Raw genomic sequence first — 19,649 nt, forward strand, 5'->3', positions numbered from 1 at the left:
AATCAGCAGCCGTACATCAACTAAAAAGGCAGCCGCTTAAAAAGCGGCTGCCTTTTCTTTTGCTTCTTATAGTGGTTCAGTCTTATGCTGCCCCGGCAGCGGCTTTGTCCGGCAAAGCCGTTCGGTGAAGACGGAGCCCCAGACGGAGACGCCAATTAGAGTAAGCGTTGCGATAATAGATAAGAGCAATGGCGAAATAAAGCTGTAGAGCAGGAATGAAGCAGCAAGCACGATGATCCCAACGGTATATGGGGTAGAGATGACACCGGCTGCAATTCGCGTAAACAGCATATTGCCGAGCAGATAGAGAGCCGGACCTGCCAATATGACCATAGCGGTCTTGAGCTCCAGGTGTCCCGTCGGATGCGCGAGCACCAGTTCATCGGCTACGGCAGACAGGATGATGCCTGCAACGAGCAGCAGATGCGTATAGGTGTAGGCGGAGCGGGCAACACGGCCGGGATCGTCGGAATGCGCGATAAAGTGATGGCCTGTTTTGGCTGTCATGTTGAAATAAATCCACCACATGGCGACGGAACTAAGGAATGCGACTGCAAAGGAGCCTAGGGTAAGAACATCCCATTCTAACTCGGCAAAGGTCGCTCCGGTAACAAGAATAGATTCGCCCAGCGCAATAATAATGAACAATCCGCATCTTTCCGCCATATGGGACCCTTCAACATCCCACACGGTAGTGGGTGTTTTTCCGAGCTTGGGTATCCAGAAGCCAAGAGAGGGGGAGAGGTATTCGATAAACAGCGCGATTACCCATAGGATAAGCCGATTCTCGTCATGCGCAATTCCTCCGGCAATCCAGAAGATCCCGGATAACGCCAGCCAACTGAGTATGCGGATAAAATTAATGCGCAGCTCGGTTGAGCCTTTTTGCAGGACCCAGACGGTATAAGCGGTTCTTCCCACCTGGAACAAGGTATAGGCACAAGCGAAATAAATGCCTGTCTTCTCGAAGGCTTCCGGCAAGGAGCTCGACATGATTAGTCCGACCAGCATAAGTCCGAAAAGCATAAACCGGACGCGTGTCGTTTCCGGATTCAGCCAGTTCATCACCCATGCCGTAAAGATCCAGACCCACCAGATGGCCATGGTCAGTATCCCGAGGTGAATAGCCCCTTCCAACGTGAAGTTTTTCAGGAAGGAATGGGATAACTGGGTCACCGCAAAGACAAAGATTAAGTCAAAAAACAATTCGATAAAGGATACCTTTCCTGAATCGCTGCTGCCCCTGCTGCGAAACAGCATAGAATTCGCTGCCAATCTCTTCATTCGTTCTCTCCTTTGGCCTATATTATTTCCATAGTTTTCGTCGATTGTAACATGTATTAATGGTTGAAGAAATCCCCATATGGGAATATTTCAAAAGGTGTTTCTTTTTGGTTTTCGCAAAAAATGGGTAATTAACTCTAGAAAGGAAATACTAGCGCAATGAACAGGAGGGATTGCAGTGTTATCGAAAGAGCTGTATAAGACAACGGTAAAAGCAGTTGGAGGCCGTGACGGCAGAATCGAATCGGAAGATGGTTTGCTGGCTATTAATGTGATTCATCCGAAGGAGCTGGGGGGCCCGGGAGGGGCGACCAATCCTGAGCAATTGTTTGGAGGCGGCTATGCGGCATGCTTTGAGAGCGCGCTAAATCTCGTATGCAGGGAAAGAAAAATCAAGCCGGACAGCACGTCAGTGACGGCGCATGTAACGCTTGGCAAAGATGCAGAAGACAATTTCGAGCTTGCCGTTACACTCGATATTTCCTTGGTTGGCGTGGACCGGGAACAAGCACAGGACATTGCCAAAGCGGCACATAATGTTTGTCCGTACTCGAGAGCGACTCGCGGCAATATCGACGTTCAGTTAAACGTGGTGTAATCATTGCCTTGAAGAATAAAGCCCATCCGATAGCCATATCGATGGGCTTTTCCATGTTTATATCCTTTTATGAAAAAGGGTTTCTCATATTCGGCACGAAATTCATATCTTCTGCCGAAATGATTAACCATCTTAAATCAACGCCTATTTAATCATTTTCCTTATCTGAATTAATTCATTGATGTAAAAGTCTATCTGCTGCTGCACGGATTCGGTCTGTCTCAATTGATCAACCTCGGATCGTGATTCGGAGAACATTTCTTCTTCTAATGCCCGAAGGGCTATGCCTGCGGCGATCGCGGCTATACCATCGCCTAAGGTGGCAATTATAGCGCCGATATATCCAAGCCGGGCGACGATGAGGTCGACGGAATCGCTATTTTGATTATTGCTGTCATTACTGTTGCTTTTATTGTTGCTCATGAATCACGGTCACCTCGCAAAAGCTTTATCTTATCCCCGATAACAGCCTATGCAGGAGTGGTTAGCGGGGTATGGGCGCAAGGATGAAGCCGAGAGAAGCGCTAAAAGCGGTAGACCAAGACTTGAAGTTCAAGTCCCGGTCTACCGCTTTTCATTGAGACATTAACGCTTATTTCGCTGCGTTCAAAGCTTCTTCCAGACGGTCCCAAGTTTCGGTAATGCCTTGCAGCATGCCCATGTCCATAACCGTTTTGAGCGCGTCGCCGGAAGAGTAGACAGCACGATTAACAAGCTTTGTAGTGCCGTCGCCCAGATCAACGAATTCCATTACGATATCGGTTGCAGGAAGTTCTTCGTTAATGTTGCCTTCAGCATCCGAGAAATAATCCATGTAGCTGAAGCTGTTTGGCTCGTCGATTTCCTTGTAAACGCCTTTACCCCAGGATTCCATGCCATAGAACTCGCCTTGGCTCTCATCCATGCACTTCATGCAGTAATGCCATACGCCGCCCGGACGGAAATCGATTGTACATACAGGAACTTCCCAGCCTCTAGGTCCCCACCAGCGTTTCAGATGCTCAGGCTCCTTGAACATCTTGAACACCAGCTCGCGTGGTGCCGCGAATACGCGCTCGAGCACCAGTACATTTTCGTTCTCTACTCTTGAAATCATTGCATTTGTCATTTGAAATCCTCCTCATGATTTGGTTTTGGATGCTGTAATTGTTCGCTCTTTTGCAGCTCCCGCAAGTAGTTCTCCAGGTTGTCGTACCGTTCTTCCATGATGCGGCGGAAGGAGTTAACCCATGAATCCAACGAATGGAAGGGCTCTGGCCGAAGCTTATAGAATCTGCGGTTGGCTTCAGCCTTCACTTCCACAATTCCGCTATCACTAAGCACCTTCAGATGCTTGGATGCTTGGGGCTGTCTAATCCCCAACCGGTCGGCAATTTCTCCTACTGTCAGGGGACCGTCTCGCAGCAGCTCAACGATGTTCATCCGATTGGGCTCAGACAATGCGCTCAGCGTCGTCATATCCAAACCCGGATAATGTCCTGACATGCCGTTCACCTCTTTATGTGTTAGTCTCTCCTGTTGTTGATTTAAATATACACCATAGGGAATATTCCTGTAAAGGAATACTTTAAAGTTTTTTGGAAAAATATTTTGCAAACCGCATCCTTCATATCAGCAACAAGCCTGAGAGTAAAAGCTGCGCCGTTTATAGACTCCCTAGGATCCACCTATACCCTTACCCCAAAAAGCGGCGGAAGTAACACGGTTAAAATGAGAGCAGCCGATTCTCGTGAATTAGCGTGCGAGCTGATTAACCCGTTTGGTACAACGATGACGCAGGGGTAACCGAAAGCCCGGTTATGAAAGTAACGGTAAAATAACATAGCTTCAAAGTGGCTGGCGGCTGATTATAGCAGTCTGTCCTTTGTTCTTTTTTGCCACCAACCTCTTGATCTAACCGTATGAGGGTATAATAAGTACAAAGGAAAAGGGGAGTATGGCTTTGGATGAAATCAACGAATAAGCAGAAAAAGATTTTATTACGTTCAATTGCATCTACAATAATCATATTGATTGTATTTGGCTGGATTGCGCAGCTCGTCAGCGGGCAGCGGATCGCGGCATTTGATAACAAAATAACGGATGCCGTACGAAGCGTGCATTCCGATACGATGACGTTCTGGATGAAAGGTTTCACAGAGCTTGGTTCTGAGATTTTTGTCATTCTTATGATTGTCGTCTTTGCAGCGGCATTGGCGGTTATCGGCTATCGGAGAGAGCTTATTTTTTATCTCGGCGTAATCGGAAGCTCAGCGCTGCTGAATCTGCTGCTGAAGGTTATTTTTCAACGGGCCAGACCGGATATTGACCGGATTGTTGAGGCGTCAGGCTTCAGCTTTCCAAGCGGACATTCAATGTCTGCGTTTACGTTATACGGCATGACGATCTATTTCCTGTGGAAGCATTTGAAGTACAGATGGATGCGAACGGCGGTTATTTTGATCGGAACCGTCATTATCGCAATGATCGGAATCAGCAGAATTTATCTTGGGGTTCATTATCCTAGCGATGTGATTGGCGGGTATTTGGTAAGCGCTGCATGGCTGATCATGAGTATCGGATTATATGAACGTTATCTGGAACAACGATGGCTTTCCCAAAAGTTTCGGCTTCAAGCGGAGAGAAATGGAGGACCGTCCCATACTTAGGATGGTCCTTTTTTACGTGGAGCCGATCATCTTTTCCTCCACATGAGCGGCTTCATCATCTGCAGCAGCGGAGTTGAGAATTTACGGCGCGGTTTTTTTAAATCTTCCTCATGCTTGACATAAAGTCCCGAGCGGATTGCCCGGTTGATCTCTTCCTGGCGCATTTTGTACAGCAGATCGGTGGTATGGTAATTATGATACGGCATATGAACATCCCCTTTATATGAGGCCTTGTGTACCTCGCTTGTGTTATTGATTTCATTATGCAGGTGAAAGAAAGAGGTAAAAAGTGTAGAATATGCTCAATAGATTTCCCCTTTTAGCGAGGTGAGGAATAACGATGTTAACAATCGAACGTTATTTGACGCTTTACGGACGGTTTGCAAGTGAGCTTGGAGCCGGGGCAGCGGCGGAAGCCTCCATCGAGCAAGTGGCTGAGGCGCTGTACTGCACGGAACGAAATGCCAAGCTTGTCCTCCGCAAACTGACGGAGGAAGGCTTCATCGAGTGGAAGGCCGGACGGGGCAGGGGCAACCGCTCGCATATTACCTTCCGGGAAGACCGGGAGAAGCTGCTTCTGGATCTGTCACGGCAATATGCCGAAGATGGCGAATACAATAAAGCCTTTCATCTTCTCCAAACCTTTGGGGAAGGAACGGCCGCGAACGAAAAATTTATGGAGTGGATGAGCGGAAGCTTTGGTTTCCACAAGCAGCTGGGGAAAGAGGCGGATATTCTTCGGCTGCCGATTACGAGGGTTATTATGACGCTGGACCCGGCGGAATGCGTTTTCTCGTTTGATTCCCATGTGATTCAGCAGATTTTCGACAAGCTTGTTGTGCTGGAGGAGAATACAGGACGAATCTTGCCGGGAATTGCCCATGATTGGGAGTGTAATGAGGACGCAACAATATGGACCTTTCACCTGAGGAAGGGTGTATTGTTCCATGACGGAACGGAGCTGACCGCCTCTGACGTTGTCTTCACCATGGAACGCCTAAGAAGCGGAAAGCTCAATAGCTGGATTATGCGGTCGCTTGGCAAAGTCGAGGCGGTGTCCAATCGGATTGTTCGTTTTCACTTGAATAGACCGAACTGGCTGTTTCTCAAATATGCCTGCTCCAACGTAATGGCTATCTTGCCCTCCGGTCTGCTGGGACAAAGCGAGGAATTGTTCTGGAAACGTCCCGTTGGCACGGGCCCATTCCAGATTGAAGAGTGGACCAGCGGAAGGCTGCTCCTTGGAGCGAATGTGCATTATTTTCAAGGCCGTCCTCACCTCGATCAGGTCGAGATCGTACCTGTACCCCCAAATGAGGCGCTTAAGGGACGAATGGTCACCTGGCAGCAGCTGATCTGTGATCCGAAGCAGCAGGCGGTTACGGTGGAGAACGGCTGGATCAAGCTTGAATCGAAGAATGTCTGCACAAGTATGCTCAGCTGGAACATGCAAAGGAAGGGACCGCAGCAGTCAGAGCTGTTCCGCCGCATTGTAGATCAGCTGCTTGACCGGAAGCTTATGATTCGCGAACTGGAAGGATACCGGTATTTGCCGGCGAATGGCTTTTTCCCTGAGTCGGAGCCTTCAACATCCGTCACGCCGCCAAATGACACTCCGATACCCCCGGATGAGCTGCGGAAGCTGATTGCCCGGCACGGCTTCGATCAATTCCCGGTTACGTTATGTGCGCATACCGTCCACTCGGCGGATGCCTTCTGGATTCAGAAGCAATGTATGGCGTATGGCATTGAAGTAAAGGTTCGTATTGAAGGGCAGGAGACTATCCATAGTGTCTTTGACGAGGTAGATGTTACGTTTCATTCGTTAGTCTTTCCGGAGGATGAAGTCAGCTTGATCGAGAGCTGCGAACAGGATAACAGCTTCTTGAAAAGACTGATGACGCCAGAGCTGTCGGCCTGGACCATCGAAAGATTTGATGAGGCGCTCGCGTTCAAAAATTCACCGGACCGAATGGCGATTTATGCAGAGATTGAAGAAAGACTTCGTGGAGAATACCAGGTATTATTTCTGCTTCATAACCGATTTTATACCGATTACCACCCAACGCTCAAAGGTGTCCGGATCAATTCGCTTGGATGGATAGATTTCAAGCATATATGGCGTGCCTGATTATGATCCCTCAACAGCCTGCTTCCGGCAGGCTTTTTTTCATGAATCAGTTGCTATTCCGCCGAGGCACGGGCAAGGCCCACCGTCAAAGCGCGGTTCGTCCACATGACTTGCTGTACTTCATCCGCTTGGATGGTCTGGCATTGCACAATGACCGTAACTTCTGCTGTATGCTTGCTTTGCCGTTTGTTCTTCTTGGAAAACAGGGCATTGATACCAAAACCCAGGCTGAAGCCGATAAAGGCAGAGATAATTCCCCAAATAATCGGCCCCCATGTCCATATAAATCCAAGGCTTGTTCCGATGACGGAGAACGCCGTCGCACATGCCATGCCAATCTCTATTCCCTTTGAATGTGAGCTTTCTTTTTGCGGTTGATCGGATTGATATTGCTTGGATGTCTGGTCCATGCAAACGACTAGCAGCCGCTCCCTGGCGATTCCTATACTCTCCAGCTTGGAAAGCGCATATTCAAGTTCAATGGAGTGTTGGAAGGTGGCGATAACAATCATATTTTTTCACCTGACTTACCAAAAATTTGTACGGCAGAGGAACTGTACCGGTTAAGCAGATACTGGCGTTGCTCCAGGCTGAACAGCAAATTATGTTCCTTGGCTTTCATATAAGCATGATAAATCGAACCGCCAATGACAGAGGGCATAAACAACAGCCAATGCGGCCGCAGCACCGAGACTGATTCGGCTAGATGGCCGGTTAGAATAGCGATAAGCGATTCATGAACATGAGACAACGCTAGATAGAGCCACCACCAGAACATGGCATAGAAGGCTAGGCCGATCCGATGATTGTACAGTTGGCCCATTCCAGGGAAGAAGAATGAAAACAGAGCTGCAACTAACGGACTTTTGGGCTGGATGTACTGCACTTCGGAGGCGAAGATTTTCATGCTTGGAAGGGGCTCTTTCTCAAGCTGGGCGATATGGTAAAGCTTGTTCTGATAGATGGAGGAACGATAGCTGTCCCACATGGCGATGAAATAAATAATGATATAGCCGAGAACATATTGGGGGGCCAGAATCGCTTTGGCTTCGGCAAATTTTCCGCAGAAGCTTAAAACGATAGCCTCATTGATATGACCCAGAGAATTGAAAGTAACTTCGGATAAGGTAAGAAAGGTTCCTCGCAGGTACTGATTCAGCAGCATATGCCCGAAGCCCGGGAAGGCAGCCGACCACCACATGATCATGTATGGACTGCGTATATTGAGCGATGTGATGCCAAACAGGCTTAACTTGGCCAAGGGACGGCGCGACGGGCTCATGTTGTTCATAGGTGCTCCCTTCCTATAATGCGATATATCCCGTTCAACAGTTGAATAATCACGATCTGGAACAAAATAAGCAGGATCACCGGCCAAATACCTGTAGTAAATAATAAGCGCTGCCAGATTAGCCAAAGGTATATACATCCTAATATACCAACTAACAGGGTTTTCCAAAGCCAGTTGCCCCGTAATGAAATTAACAGCGCAAATAAAACGGAATCGATATGGACGAATAGGGTAGCGAATGCAAGGTTGTCCCTGGAGGGATTCTCGAACCAGCCCGGCCGATATTCAATCTGTTGAAAGAAGATCATATAGAAAGAAAGGATAGATCCCTGCAGGGAAACATTGATGATGTAGAGCACGATTAATTGGAACAGGTAAGAGTGATTGGCATGGCACAGCATGTTCCAGAACCGTTTCCCCATAGAGAACAGCACCGTTAAGCCGATACCCGTATAAATGATTTTCCACCAATGATGCTCGAAAATGCCTAAGGAAATAAAGGTCTGTTCAACCCCCATAAAACCCGCTGCAATGAGCAATATCCACCAGAAACGAATGCCATATACCGCGATTAATGTACAGGTAGACGGAACGATCAGTCCATTCGATACGATAGCTCCAATGGCGCTGTCATAATAAGGATCCTCAAGTACTCCGGGCATATATACGTAGCTGTCCAGAATAATGAAGATGATCAGCTCGAAAATATAAACGGCTCCGGCAACAGCTATATAGAAGGGGATGATCTTGGGGTTCCTTGTTTTCATCCATGAGAAGGCAACAAACACGAAGCTGGCTAAAGTAAGGACGAGATAAGGGACAAAAGCAGGAATACGATCAACTCCAGATAAGCAGTATTTAGAGGCGGCAATGTTTATTTTTCCAATATCATCCTGACTTATTCCATTGATGTTCTCTTTAGGGATGAAGATGGGATGATAGCTTTAACATATAACCTTCAATTCACCGAAACATTCACGTAATCATTCGTCCATACAATAGGGTTTGTACCACAATTTACCTTATGGGAGAGTGAATTATGTACAAGAAACAAGCTTCACCACTGCAACGCATGGTGAAAACAGCTCTGGTCGGAACGGTTGCTGCCGCCATACTTGCCACTCCGTTTCTGCATTCGCAATCGGCATTTGCAGCAGTCGGCACACCTAACTATGAGGTTAAGCTGAATCTGGATCCTTCGCTGGTGCTGGATTCGAGCCACAATCTGGTCAGCAGCGTAAGAAGCGAGTTCGACACAGGCAGCTCCTACAAATCTTACAAAGTGCAGTACATGGATACGGCAACGCAAAGTATGCAAGGACAAGGCTGGAGCGAGCGGATCCGCAAGCGCAGCGATGAAAGCACGCACGAGATTCAATTCAAGAAACGGTACGATGTGGCGAGCGGCAACATTAACGCCGCTTTGACGCAAGCTGCCGGCGAAGGACTGGATTCGTCCTCGGGCTTTGATTTTCAGGTAGACTGGGGCTACTCCAAACAAACGCTTAGCGTTTCCTATGAGAAGGATGTTACGGTGTCCGGGTCCAGCGGCAGCGGACTTAATATGCCGAATCAAACCGTTTCCCGTACGGTGTCGGTCGCTAATCAGCCAAGCAAATTCGCCAACTGGACAAGCACTGGCTGGGGCACAGCACAGCTGAACAATTCCGTCGTGTACGGACCGGTTGATTTCAAGCGATATGAAGGTACGTTTGATGATCTTGACCTGGACATTGAAGTGTGGACGGTCATTAATGAAGCGAAGACGGGCAATGAGTACTGGGTCGAGGCATCCTTCAAGACGGATAGCTTTAGCGAAGCAAGCTCGACACGGACTGCCCTTATTAACGAGCTGAACAGCAAGGGCTGGCTGATCCCGCAGGACCTTCTTCGGACAAGCCAAATCATTGAACGTTACGCACCGGCACCGGCAGTGCCGGATACAACGGCTCCTGCAGCTCCAACAAATGCGTCAGCAACGGCCGCATCCAGCAGCCAGATCAATCTGAGCTGGACCGCTTCAACGGATAATGTCGGCGTAACCGGCTACGACGTGTACCGTAACGGAGCGCTGGCTGGTTCCTCGGCGGGTACCTCCTACAGCGACACGGGTCTTACGGCTTCTACAACCTATTCTTACACGGTAAAGGCGAAGGATGCAGCGGGTAATGTTTCGGCAGCCAGCAGCGCAGTCAGCGCTGCGACGTTAGCAGCGGGCAGCGGCGGAACGACTGGCGGAACCTATAACGTGAACGGCAGCACGGGTGCTTATATTGAGGCTGAGAACTACTCGGCGAAAAATGGCACTTTCGTTCAAGCATCCTGCTCCGTATGCTCGAACGGCTTTGCTATGGAGACGGCTAACGGCTCCGGTGACAGCAATACGAACTATATCGCCTATACGATTAACGTGACCAACGGCGGCTCCTTCTACGTTCACCTGCTGAGCAGCGGCGTTGACACAAGCTCGGACAGCTTCACGGTTGCCATTGACAACGCGTCCGGCTCGCAAGTTACGACTACATCAAACGGCACATGGGCCTGGAAAAAATCAAGCAGTTCAATCTCGATCGCAAACGGCACGCATACGCTTTACATTAAAGTAAGAGAAGACGGCGCAAAGGCAGATAAAATCTACCTGTCGAAGTCGAGCACAGCGCCAACCGGACTTGGCGGAACGGCAGCAGTGCCGGTGAGCTAGCGGACATAGAGCGGACACTTTCCAAGGTGCCCGCTCTATTTTATATTCCCGAATGATAGATGGAGTAAGTAACTTCTAATACCGTCCTCGGCAAATAAGACCCTTTGAGGGTCTTATTTGCTTTGATTGCTCCACTCTAGCTATTAATAAAGCCTCCTAAGGCTGATTCCTGGGTATTAAAAAACGGAAACGTCAGCCGCATCACACGCGTATATGCCCAATAATGGCTATTGCTGAATATTTTTAAAACGATGGACGAATCTGCTAGAAATTAAACTTATATCCATAAATTGCTCGCTCCAGGATTTAACATTATTGTACAATGATAATGAGATGAGGAAATTCTTTCGGCAGAGAGGGGGTTCAATTGAGCGTGACCAGATACATAAAGCTGCTTGGCTTGACACTTGGTGTCGCAGCGTTGAATATTGTCATTTTCTCCCGCGGATTTATCGGGATCGAAATTGGCGACAATGCGCTTTCTTCGGCAATCGGCGTAACTTTTCTCGTCGCCAGCGCCATCACGCTGACCTATGGGTGTTACTCCCTCATATTTAAAGCCCCGGTAACTCTGCCGGTGAAGGAGATTAAGACGCATGACGATTATATTGAGGCATTATCGCGCTTCAGGCGTACTAAGGTTTTAGAAGAAGATATCGGTTTGGCTTTGCGTCAACTGGAACGAATGCGGAAGAAAAGGAACACGCTGCTCGATGTCTTGAAACAGCGATTCGATCCCGCTGAATTGAGCTATAAGAAGTTTTCTTCCGTCATCTACGAGGTGGAGAAGCTCTTCTACCTGAACGTCAGGAGCATCCTCAATCGGCTGCATGCATTCGATGCGTCGGAGTTCGAAAGCCTCTCGGGCCGGAAGCCGTCGTCGTTGTCGCAGGAGCTGCTGCAAGCCAGAAAAAACGTGTACGGCGAATACCTTTCCTTCACCAAGCAATCGCTGGGCACAAACGAGGAAATCCTGTTAAAGCTGGATCAGCTCATGCTGGAGATCTCCCGTTTGGATAGTTTGGAGCCAGGCGACATCGACAGCATGCCTTGCATGCAGGAAATCGACACGTTGATTAAACAAACCCAATACTACAAGAATTAAGAGGTGGCCTGGATGCAAAGAAAGAGTAAGTTTTTTTTGATCTCTACTGTTCTTCTGGCGGTCGTCTTCGGACTTGTTTATGCCGGGATAACCTTGACCTCCAATCTGGGTAAATCGAAAGCGGAGGTGACGGCAGAGAATGCCGGGGATCGTTTGAGCAAACTTTTCAAAAAAATTTCCCCGAATACCGAAATACCCGTAAAAGGCCAAATCGACTTGGATCCCGTCGATGTCGCCGCGTCCTTGCCCGACATCAGCAAGTTTCCCATCACGGTGAACAACACGAACGACAATTTCGTCGAGATTTTCTCTTCCACGGAAAAGTCGGGAACGGGCGTCGACGGATGGCTGACGGACGTCGCAACCGAGTTTAACAAAGCGAATATAACCGTGAACGGAAAACCCGCGTCGGTCAAGATTCGCAATATCGCCTCGGGCACGGCCGCGGACTATATTAAATCCGGCAAGTACGTCCCCGATGCTTTCACCCCTTCGAATGAACTATGGGGCGAAATGGTGCAGGCAAGCGGGGTTAACACAAAGCTCGTGACCAAACGTTTAGTTGGTAATGTTCCCGGAATCGTCATCGCCAAAGCGAAGTACGACGCCATGATCGACAAGTACGGCTCCGTCAATATCCAATCCGTCACGGAAGCCATCGCGAATAACGAGCTCTCCATGGGGTATACCGACCCCTTCGCGAGCTCCACGGGCCTCAATTTCCTCGTAACGGCACTTCATACCTTCGATAATACCAATATATTGAGCGATAAGGCGGTACAAGAGTTCGAAAAGTTCCAGTCCAATGTGCCGTTCATTGCCTCCACGACCATTCAAATGCGCGATGCGGCCAAGTCCGGCGCCCTGGACGGATTCGTCCTTGAATACCAGACTTTCGTCAACGCCGCGGATTTGAAGAGCGGGTACGTATTTACGCCGTTTGGGTTCAGACACGATAGTCCGCTCTACGCATTAGGCGATCTGCCGCAGGAGAAGCTGGATATTCTCAGGAAATTTGCTGAGTTCGTGACGCAAGACAAATATATGAAAACCGCGCAGGAAAAAGGATTTAACGGCCTTGAATCCTACAAGTCGGAACTCGCTCCCGTGGATGGCGACCTGCTTATATCCGCGCAGAAGGTATGGAAAGAGAAGAAGAATGGCAGTAAGCCGATCACGGCGGTTTTCGTCACCGACGTTTCCGGCAGTATGGACGGCGAGCCAATCAATCGTTTGAAAGAGTCGCTCTTGAAAGGACAGAAATACCTAGGGAGAGAGAACAGCATCGGTCTCGTCTCGTATTCGGACGGCGTTACCATCAAGCTGCCGATCGCGAAGTACGATGCGAATCAGCAGTCCTTGTTCGTCGGAGCAGTGAATAGTCTTCAGTCCGGTGGCGGGACGGCTACCTTCGACGGGATCGTCGTAGCGCTGAAGCTGCTCGAAGATCAATTGGCCATCGACCCGAATACCAAGCCCATCATCTTCGTCCTAAGCGACGGCGAGACAAACCAGGGCTATACGCTGAAAGACATCAAGGGATTAATCGAGACGTATAAGATTCCGATCTACACGATCGGCTACAACGCTAATATTCAAGCTCTGCAGAATATTTCCAGCATCAACGAAGCGGCCAGCATTAACGCGGATACGGACGATGTCGTGTACAAGATCGGCAATCTATTCAACGTGCAAATGTAAACATTCCAAGGGGGAATTTCAATGGCATTTTCGATGAACGTATCTAGTCCAGAGGAGCTGACGGCCGAGATCGAGCCTACAATAAGGCCATTACCGGAGGAAGAGGCTAAGCTGAAAGAAGAAGCAGATTCGAACGTCGAGATGATTATGGCGCTGGATGTCGAGTCCCTGGACCAGCGCAAAGAGATTCTTCGATCAATCGATGCCTATGGTCTGAACACCATGAAACGATCTTCCGACAAAAACACGCTGCTGCAGGTATCGGTAGGCAATCTTGCGAAATCGGGCGATGAGGGCGGCCCGGTTGCGAAGGGACTGGCCGAATTGCACACGCAGCTGAAAGATCTGGATCCGAGCATGATCGACTTTGCCAAGAAGGGATTTCTCGGCAAACTATTCAATCCGCTGCGGTCGTACTTTCTTAAGTTCGAGAAGGCCGACGATGTGATTGCCGATATTGTGGTGTCGCTGGATAAAGGCGGTGCCGTGCTCAGAAACGATAATACGACGCTGGAGCTCGAACAGCATGATATCCGAAAGCTAACCAAAACGCTCAAGAAGGAAATTCAACTTGGGATGCTTATGGACGAATCCATCGAAGCCCAGATCGAAGCGGCCAAAAGGAACGGTGAAGATCCCGAGAAGATTCGGTTCATAACCGAGGAAATCCTGTTCCCGATGCGCCAGCGCGTCATGGATTTGCAGCAAATGCTGGTCGTCAATCAGCAGGGGATCTTGGCATACGAGGTCGTCATCCGCAATAATAAGGAGCTCATTCGCGGCGTGGACCGAGCGAAGACCGTCACGATCTCTGCCTTGAAAATCGCCGTTACGGTGGCGAGCGCCTTGTATAATCAAGGCATCGTTCTCAAGAAAATCGAACTTTTGAATCAGACCACCACGAACCTAATCGCCGGCACCTCCCGAATGCTTAAGGACCAAGGAGTCGCCATCCAACAGCAAGCTATAGAAGCCACGGTCTCGGTCGATACCTTGAAACAAGCGTTTGCGGACGTACTATCTGCGTTCGATTCGATCAGCTCGTACAAACAGCAAGCACTTCCGAAAATGAGGGAAACTATCAACCAGTTCAGGACATTGGCCGACGATGGCGAGAAGCATATTTTGCGGCTTGAGAAGGGCAATGCTTTGGGGCTGTAAAGAAGCGTTCGGATTCCTTTGCTGATAGTATTGATGAACAGAATTGAGTTGGGGAAATTATTAATTCAATCACCGCCTTCATATGAGGCGGTTTTCTTTTGCTCAAAAATTAAAAAAAGGTCGAGCAGATTTGTGCTCAACCACATATCTATCTGGAAAATACCCACCGCAATCCGCTGTCGGATGACGAGCTTGCCCGACTGCTGGAGCGAAGTTGAGCTCTGCTACACTTTTGTGAGTCAGCGGTCTCTTTGACCAAAGTGACGAGGTAGTTAAGGTCCCTAAGGGACCTTAACTACCTTTAATAGTCCTGCCACAACGGCTTTAAGGTCCCTGAGGGACCTTAAGCTTTACCAACTAACCCCTAAACAGCCGAATTCGGGTGTCTACCGCGAGGATAAGGTCCCTCGGGGACCTTAACCACCTTTAATAGTCCTGTCACAACGGCTTTAAGGTCCCTGAGGGACCTTAAGCTCTCCAAACTAACCCATCAACAGCCGAATTCCAGTGTCTACCGTGAGGTTAAGGCCCCTGAAGGACCTTAACGTCTTTTTTCTGCCGGACTTGGCTCCGTCCTGTTTTCCTTGGTATAGTCAAATTATGACTACATCAAGGAATCGAGGTTTTTTATTATGTCTAGCAAAACAAACGCCTGCCGCAAGCTGGATGCCCTACCTATCAAATACACGCTGCACGAGTATGAATGGGATGAGGACCAGCTGGATGTGGATAGCGTTGCTGCAAAGGTCGGACTGCCTTCTAACCAACTCTATAAGACACTTGTGCTAAGAGGAGATAAGACGGGTGTAATCGCTGCTTGTATCCCGGGAGATAAAGAGCTTAATCTGAAAAGCCTGGCGCAAGTGAGCGGGAACAAGAAAGTAGAGATGGTCGCGGTCAAGGAGATTCAAGGGTTGACGGGATATATCAGAGGCGGGGTCTCCCCGCTTGGGATGAAGAAGAACTATCCGTTTTATTTACATGAATCGGTGATGTCGATGGAACTCGTCAGCATCAGCGCCGGCAGGCGGGGACTGCAAATTTTTCTCAGCGGCCCTGATCTGGCTGCAGCCTCAGAAGGCAAGCTTGTTGATATCGCGCATTAAGGCGGGGTTGAACGATCTCCGATACGGCAAGTCTACAACTATACGCTTGTTGGATGAAGGATCGGTGAGCCCAGTTGAAGAGTATTGGAAGAATAAGTGCGTTTGTAATGCTGTTCATTTTGCTGGCATGGGTATTGCTCCTAGTAGGCTGCTATGGAAAGGTAGAGGTGCAGAAAATCAAAGCGGAGCGGAATGCCGCACATTTTCTCAAAGCCGTTCAGCAGCAGAATTACGATGAGGCGGTCAGCCGATTCGGGGGTCCGCTCGACAGGGAAAGTCTGCAAAAACTTCAGCTCATGCGGTTAGTGAAGTACAGCGGGATTAAAGCCGTGTTTGATGACGGCTGCGTGTGCAGCGGTCGCGCAAGGCTGACTTTTCAGTCGGATGGTCCGGCTGTTACCTTAGATGCTGTCTTTGCGCTCAGAGAGGGCTATAAGGCCGGACAGATCTGCGCGGGGGCAACAAAAGAGCAGCGTTTGCTGATCCCGCAATTAGCCGAGTGGAACATAGCTGTCTGCGGGAGCGACTCATTTTAAGTGCTAGCGTTCTAGTCTCATGTTTTATAGTCTGTCCGTATGAATAACGTCATCGCATGATCACGCCGCTCATCCTATTGCGAGCTGTTTGTTGAGCTCAGCAAGCAGCCCCAAATCCTCGTCACTATCGATTCGGAGCCATGGATTTCCCCTGCAAAAAAACTTTTCAATATTTTTTAGTTCGGATGTCGATAATCTCATCGGCCGTTCGTCGATAAAGTAAGAAGCACAAAAACAACGGTTGGGAGAGATTGGAATGCATACAGTTCTTTCAAAGGATGGCACCAAAATTGCTTATGATAAAACAGGTCAGGGGCCGGCGCTTATATTGGTAGCAGGAGCGTTCAGCTATCGGAAGTTTCCGGGCCAGTTGGAGCTCGCCAAAGCGTTGTCCAGTCAATACACCGTCTACAATTATGACCGCCGCGGCCGGGGAGACAGCGGGGATGCCCCGTCTTATGCGATTGAACGCGAGATCGAGGATTTGGACGCGATGATTGAAGCAGCAGGCGGTTCCGCTTATGTCTGGGGATTATCCTCCGGTGCGGTGCTTGCTTTGGAAGCAGCAGCTAGCGGTTCTCCTATTACGAGGCTGGCACTGCATGAACCGCCGTTTATCGTCAATGAGGCTGATCCGAAACCGCCTAGTGATTTCACCGATTATGTAGGCAAGCTGATTGCGGAAGACCGGCGCGCGGAGGCAATCAAATATTTTATGACGAAAGGGATGGGGGCTCCGTCCTTCGTTATTCCGATGATGAGAATCATGCCCGGCGTATGGTCGAGACTGATGGCGGTTGCTCACACACTTCCTTATGATGCAGCGTTGCTTAAAGGTTATATCGGCGGTCAATCACTGCCTCAGGATAAGTGGACGAATGTCACAATCCCGACGCTGGTGCTTGAAGGCACCGAAAGCCCGGCTTCCCTGCGGCATGCTGCTCAGGAAACGGCAGAGGTGCTGCCAAACGCCAAGCTGATTAGCAAGAAAGGGCTGGGGCATACGAAAAAGCTGCATACCGCTATGATCACCCGGGAGCTGACTTCATTTTTTGCAGGTTAGGGAATTGCGCGTAACAGACAGGGAACGGACAACTTTTGGAGAAAAGAATTTTATAACGGCATGTCGATTCAGAAGCGATTCATTCGTCGTAAAAATAGAAGCAATATTAACTAATAACTGGAGGTTATGGATATGAGATTTATGATGATCGTGAAAGCAACAACGGATTCGGAAGCGGGCGTGCTGCCAAGCCAGGAGCTGATTGACGCTATGCAGAAATACAACGAGGAGCTTGTAAAAGCCGGTGTTATGCTCGCCGCGGACGGTCTCCATTCCAGCGCAAACGCTGTCCGGATTTCGTATCCGGAGCCGGGCGGTAAGCCGAAGTTGGTTGACGGTCCTTTTACGGAAGCGAAGGAAATGATCGCCGGTTATACGCTAATTGAGGTCAAATCGCGTGAAGAGGCGCTCGAATGGGCGCTGCGCATGCCGGATCCTCATGGCTTTGGACAGGGCGAAATCGAGCTCCGCCAAGTGTTTGAATTTGAAGAGCTGTTGGGCGACCCTGAATCACGGGCCAAAGAAGAAGAGCTTCGCAGACAGGCGCAGGAGTCCAAAAAAGCGTGAGCGTCTCCCAAACACATCGCACCATCGATACAATCTGGAGAATGGAGTCACCCAAGTTAATCGCAGGTTTAACACGTATGGTGCGGGATGTCGGATTGGCCGAGGATCTTGCCCAGGATGCTCTTGTTATTGCGCTGGATCGCTGGCCAAGCTCCGGCATCCCGGATAAACCGGGAGCCTGGCTGATGACAACCGCGAAGCGGCGTGCCCTTGATTTGCTGCGGCGGAATAAGCTTCGTGATCAGAAATACGTTGAGATAGCCCGGGAAATAGATTTATATACCGAGGATGATATCGATCGCGCGTTGGACGGGGAGATCGAGGATGATCTGCTGCGCCTGATCTTTATGACCTGCCACCCGGTGTTATCGCAGGATGCAAGAGTGGCGCTTACGCTTCGTTTGTTATGCGGCTTGACGACCGATGAGATTGCACGTTCTTTTCTGATAGCCGAGTCAACGGTGGCCCAAAGGATTGTCCGGGCCAAGCGCACGCTGAACATGGAGAAAGTTCCTTTTGAGGTTCCGGCAGGCAAAGAGCTTGGGGAGCGGTTATCCACGGTGCTTGAAGTGATCTATCTCATGTTTAATGAGGGTTATTCGGCCACCTCCGGGCAAAGCTGGACCCGGCCGCTTCTATGCCAGGAAGCGCTCAGACTGGGACGTGTTCTGGCTGCCATTGCACCAGGGGAGCCGGAAGCTCATGGTCTGGTAGCCTTGATGGAAATTCAATCTTCACGGCTGAAAACCCGCATCAATGCACAAGGAGAGCCGATTCTCCTGATGGATCAAAACCGGGCGTTATGGGATCAGCTGCTTATCCGACGCGGGCTTGCAGCCTTGGAACGGGCGCAAAGGCTTGGGCGGACGCTTGGCCCGTATGCTCTGCAGGCTTCTATTACAGCCTGCCATGCCGTGGCGCGTACACCGTCCGATACGGATTGGATTCGAATTGCGGCGCTTTACGAAGCGCTGCTGAGACAAACCCCGTCGCCTATTGTAGAGCTGAACCGAGCGGTTGCTATTGGTATGGCATTTGGTCCGGCATACGGGCTGCAGCTTGTGGAAGAACTGAATAAAGAACCTTCCCTGCAAGGCTACCATCTGCTGCCCAGCGTCCGGGGAGATCTGCTTGAAAAGCTGGGGCGTTTGGAGGAAGCAAGTGCAGAATTTGAACGTGCGGCAGCGATGACCCGAAACGTTCAGGAACAGGCGTTGCTGTTCAGGCGTGCGGCTGAATGCAAGCAGGAAGGAGAGCGGACATAATGCGTTATTTATTGATGATGCGCGCTACGGGTTTTACGGAGGCAGGAATGAACCCGGGCGGAACATACAAGGAGGCCGTGAAAGCTTACCGGCAGTCACTGGCCAAGGCAGGTGTGCTTCTTGCCGCGGAGGAACTGAGGCCGAGTTCGGCGGGAATAAGAGTGGTGTATCTGTCCGGCGGCGATGCACCGGAGGTTAGGCCGGGACCTTTTCCAATTGAGCAGGGGCTTATCGCGGGGATTACCTTAATTGATGTCGATACAGAAGAAGAAGCGCTGAACTGGGCGCTGCGTATGCCGATACCGTCAGGGCAAGGTTCATGTGGCATTGAACTCCGGAGGCTGGAGGATCGGGCGGTGCATCCGCGTGATCCAAGGCAGACTGCCATGGAGGCTGAATTAAAGGATTATCTGCAATTATAGGACAGTCAGCTATCGAATAGATGGTTGGTTATGGTAACATAAAGTTTGGCAATTACTCTACTATAGGGAG

Annotated in this window: 21 protein-coding genes; 13 read left to right on the forward strand and 8 right to left on the reverse strand. The window is 49.7% G+C overall.

Annotated features, from left to right (window positions below; all coding sequences use genetic code 11):
• Positions 1 to 66: 66 nt before the first annotated feature.
• Entirely contained in the window at positions 67 to 1,284 is a 1,218-nt protein-coding gene (locus BM200_RS08155; protein ID WP_091183782.1) for a low temperature requirement protein A, read from the reverse strand.
• A gap of 178 nt (positions 1,285 to 1,462) precedes the next feature.
• Here BM200_RS08155 and BM200_RS08160 point away from each other — a divergent pair, with 178 nt between their 5' ends.
• Complete coding sequence (locus BM200_RS08160) at positions 1,463 to 1,882, forward strand: organic hydroperoxide resistance protein (RefSeq protein WP_091183784.1); 420 nt, start codon at positions 1,463 to 1,465, stop codon at positions 1,880 to 1,882.
• Between the two features lie 144 nt (positions 1,883 to 2,026).
• Here the strand turns inward: BM200_RS08160 and BM200_RS08165 are convergent, their stop codons facing one another.
• The 3 genes from BM200_RS08165 to BM200_RS08175 all read right to left on the reverse strand — a co-directional run bounded on the left by BM200_RS08165 (position 2,027) and on the right by BM200_RS08175 (position 3,367).
• Entirely contained in the window at positions 2,027 to 2,305 is a 279-nt protein-coding gene (locus tag BM200_RS08165) for a hypothetical protein (RefSeq protein WP_091183787.1), read from the reverse strand.
• A 169-nt stretch (positions 2,306 to 2,474) separates the two neighbouring features.
• A complete protein-coding gene (locus BM200_RS08170) occupies positions 2,475 to 2,990 on the reverse strand; it encodes an SRPBCC family protein (protein ID WP_091183790.1) in 516 nt (171 codons plus the stop codon).
• Positions 2,987 to 3,367, reverse strand: a complete 381-nt coding sequence (locus BM200_RS08175; protein ID WP_091183792.1) for an ArsR/SmtB family transcription factor — start codon at positions 3,365 to 3,367, stop codon at positions 2,987 to 2,989. The genes BM200_RS08170 and BM200_RS08175 overlap by 4 nt, the downstream gene beginning before the upstream one ends.
• A gap of 461 nt (positions 3,368 to 3,828) precedes the next feature.
• Here BM200_RS08175 and BM200_RS08180 point away from each other — a divergent pair, with 461 nt between their 5' ends.
• Positions 3,829 to 4,530, forward strand: coding sequence for a phosphatase PAP2 family protein (locus BM200_RS08180; protein ID WP_091183794.1), 702 nt, complete (start codon positions 3,829 to 3,831; stop codon positions 4,528 to 4,530).
• A gap of 26 nt (positions 4,531 to 4,556) precedes the next feature.
• Here the strand turns inward: BM200_RS08180 and BM200_RS08185 are convergent, their stop codons facing one another.
• Positions 4,557 to 4,736: a hypothetical protein gene (locus BM200_RS08185; RefSeq protein WP_091183797.1), complete on the reverse strand. Its 180-nt coding sequence runs from the start codon at positions 4,734 to 4,736 to the stop codon at positions 4,557 to 4,559.
• 134 nt (positions 4,737 to 4,870) lie between these two features.
• Here BM200_RS08185 and BM200_RS08190 point away from each other — a divergent pair, with 134 nt between their 5' ends.
• Positions 4,871 to 6,661: an SgrR family transcriptional regulator gene (locus tag BM200_RS08190; protein WP_091183799.1), complete on the forward strand. Its 1,791-nt coding sequence runs from the start codon at positions 4,871 to 4,873 to the stop codon at positions 6,659 to 6,661.
• Positions 6,662 to 6,714: 53 nt separating this feature from the next.
• Here the strand turns inward: BM200_RS08190 and BM200_RS08195 are convergent, their stop codons facing one another.
• The 3 genes from BM200_RS08195 to BM200_RS08205 are packed head-to-tail and all read right to left on the reverse strand — an operon-like array spanning position 6,715 to position 8,719.
• Positions 6,715 to 7,173 carry a hypothetical protein gene (locus tag BM200_RS08195; protein WP_091183801.1) on the reverse strand — a complete coding sequence of 153 codons (459 nt, stop codon included), beginning with the start codon at positions 7,171 to 7,173 and terminating at the stop codon, positions 6,715 to 6,717.
• A complete protein-coding gene (locus tag BM200_RS08200; RefSeq protein ID WP_245772947.1) occupies positions 7,170 to 7,952 on the reverse strand; it encodes a hypothetical protein in 783 nt (260 codons plus the stop codon). The genes BM200_RS08195 and BM200_RS08200 overlap by 4 nt, the downstream gene beginning before the upstream one ends.
• The gene (locus tag BM200_RS08205; RefSeq protein ID WP_091183804.1) at positions 7,949 to 8,719 is read right to left on the reverse strand and encodes a hypothetical protein; all 771 of its coding nucleotides are present in this window, start codon (positions 8,717 to 8,719) and stop codon (positions 7,949 to 7,951) included. The genes BM200_RS08200 and BM200_RS08205 overlap by 4 nt, the downstream gene beginning before the upstream one ends.
• A gap of 272 nt (positions 8,720 to 8,991) precedes the next feature.
• Between BM200_RS08205 and BM200_RS08210 the strand changes: the two genes are divergently transcribed.
• The 10 genes from BM200_RS08210 to BM200_RS08255 all read left to right on the forward strand — a co-directional run bounded on the left by BM200_RS08210 (position 8,992) and on the right by BM200_RS08255 (position 19,579).
• Positions 8,992 to 10,653, forward strand: coding sequence for a fibronectin type III domain-containing protein (locus BM200_RS08210; RefSeq protein ID WP_091183807.1), 1,662 nt, complete (start codon positions 8,992 to 8,994; stop codon positions 10,651 to 10,653).
• A 373-nt stretch (positions 10,654 to 11,026) separates the two neighbouring features.
• Positions 11,027 to 11,758: a hypothetical protein gene (locus tag BM200_RS08215; RefSeq protein WP_342716300.1), complete on the forward strand. Its 732-nt coding sequence runs from the start codon at positions 11,027 to 11,029 to the stop codon at positions 11,756 to 11,758.
• 12 nt (positions 11,759 to 11,770) lie between these two features.
• Complete coding sequence (locus tag BM200_RS08220; protein WP_091183810.1) at positions 11,771 to 13,459, forward strand: vWA domain-containing protein; 1,689 nt, start codon at positions 11,771 to 11,773, stop codon at positions 13,457 to 13,459.
• A gap of 21 nt (positions 13,460 to 13,480) precedes the next feature.
• Positions 13,481 to 14,620 (forward strand): toxic anion resistance protein, encoded by a 1,140-nt coding sequence (locus BM200_RS08225; RefSeq protein ID WP_091183811.1) that lies wholly within the window; start codon positions 13,481 to 13,483, stop codon positions 14,618 to 14,620.
• A 632-nt stretch (positions 14,621 to 15,252) separates the two neighbouring features.
• Entirely contained in the window at positions 15,253 to 15,726 is a 474-nt protein-coding gene (gene ybaK, locus BM200_RS08230) for a Cys-tRNA(Pro) deacylase (RefSeq protein ID WP_091183814.1), read from the forward strand.
• Positions 15,727 to 15,833: 107 nt separating this feature from the next.
• Positions 15,834 to 16,262, forward strand: a complete 429-nt coding sequence (locus tag BM200_RS08235) for a hypothetical protein (RefSeq protein ID WP_091183816.1) — start codon at positions 15,834 to 15,836, stop codon at positions 16,260 to 16,262.
• Between the two features lie 256 nt (positions 16,263 to 16,518).
• Positions 16,519 to 17,325 carry an alpha/beta fold hydrolase gene (locus tag BM200_RS08240; protein WP_091183819.1) on the forward strand — a complete coding sequence of 269 codons (807 nt, stop codon included), beginning with the start codon at positions 16,519 to 16,521 and terminating at the stop codon, positions 17,323 to 17,325.
• A 132-nt stretch (positions 17,326 to 17,457) separates the two neighbouring features.
• Positions 17,458 to 17,892, forward strand: a complete 435-nt coding sequence (locus tag BM200_RS08245) for a YciI family protein (RefSeq protein ID WP_091183821.1) — start codon at positions 17,458 to 17,460, stop codon at positions 17,890 to 17,892.
• Complete coding sequence (locus tag BM200_RS08250) at positions 17,889 to 19,157, forward strand: RNA polymerase sigma factor (RefSeq protein ID WP_091183823.1); 1,269 nt, start codon at positions 17,889 to 17,891, stop codon at positions 19,155 to 19,157. Before BM200_RS08245 ends, BM200_RS08250 begins: the two co-directional genes overlap by 4 nt.
• Complete coding sequence (locus tag BM200_RS08255; RefSeq protein ID WP_091183825.1) at positions 19,157 to 19,579, forward strand: YciI family protein; 423 nt, start codon at positions 19,157 to 19,159, stop codon at positions 19,577 to 19,579. The genes BM200_RS08250 and BM200_RS08255 overlap by 1 nt, the downstream gene beginning before the upstream one ends.
• The last annotated feature ends 70 nt before the right edge of the window (positions 19,580 to 19,649 follow it).

It is taken from the genome of Paenibacillus catalpae (assembly GCF_900112695.1).
Lineage (GTDB): Bacteria > Bacillota > Bacilli > Paenibacillales > Paenibacillaceae > Pristimantibacillus > Pristimantibacillus catalpae.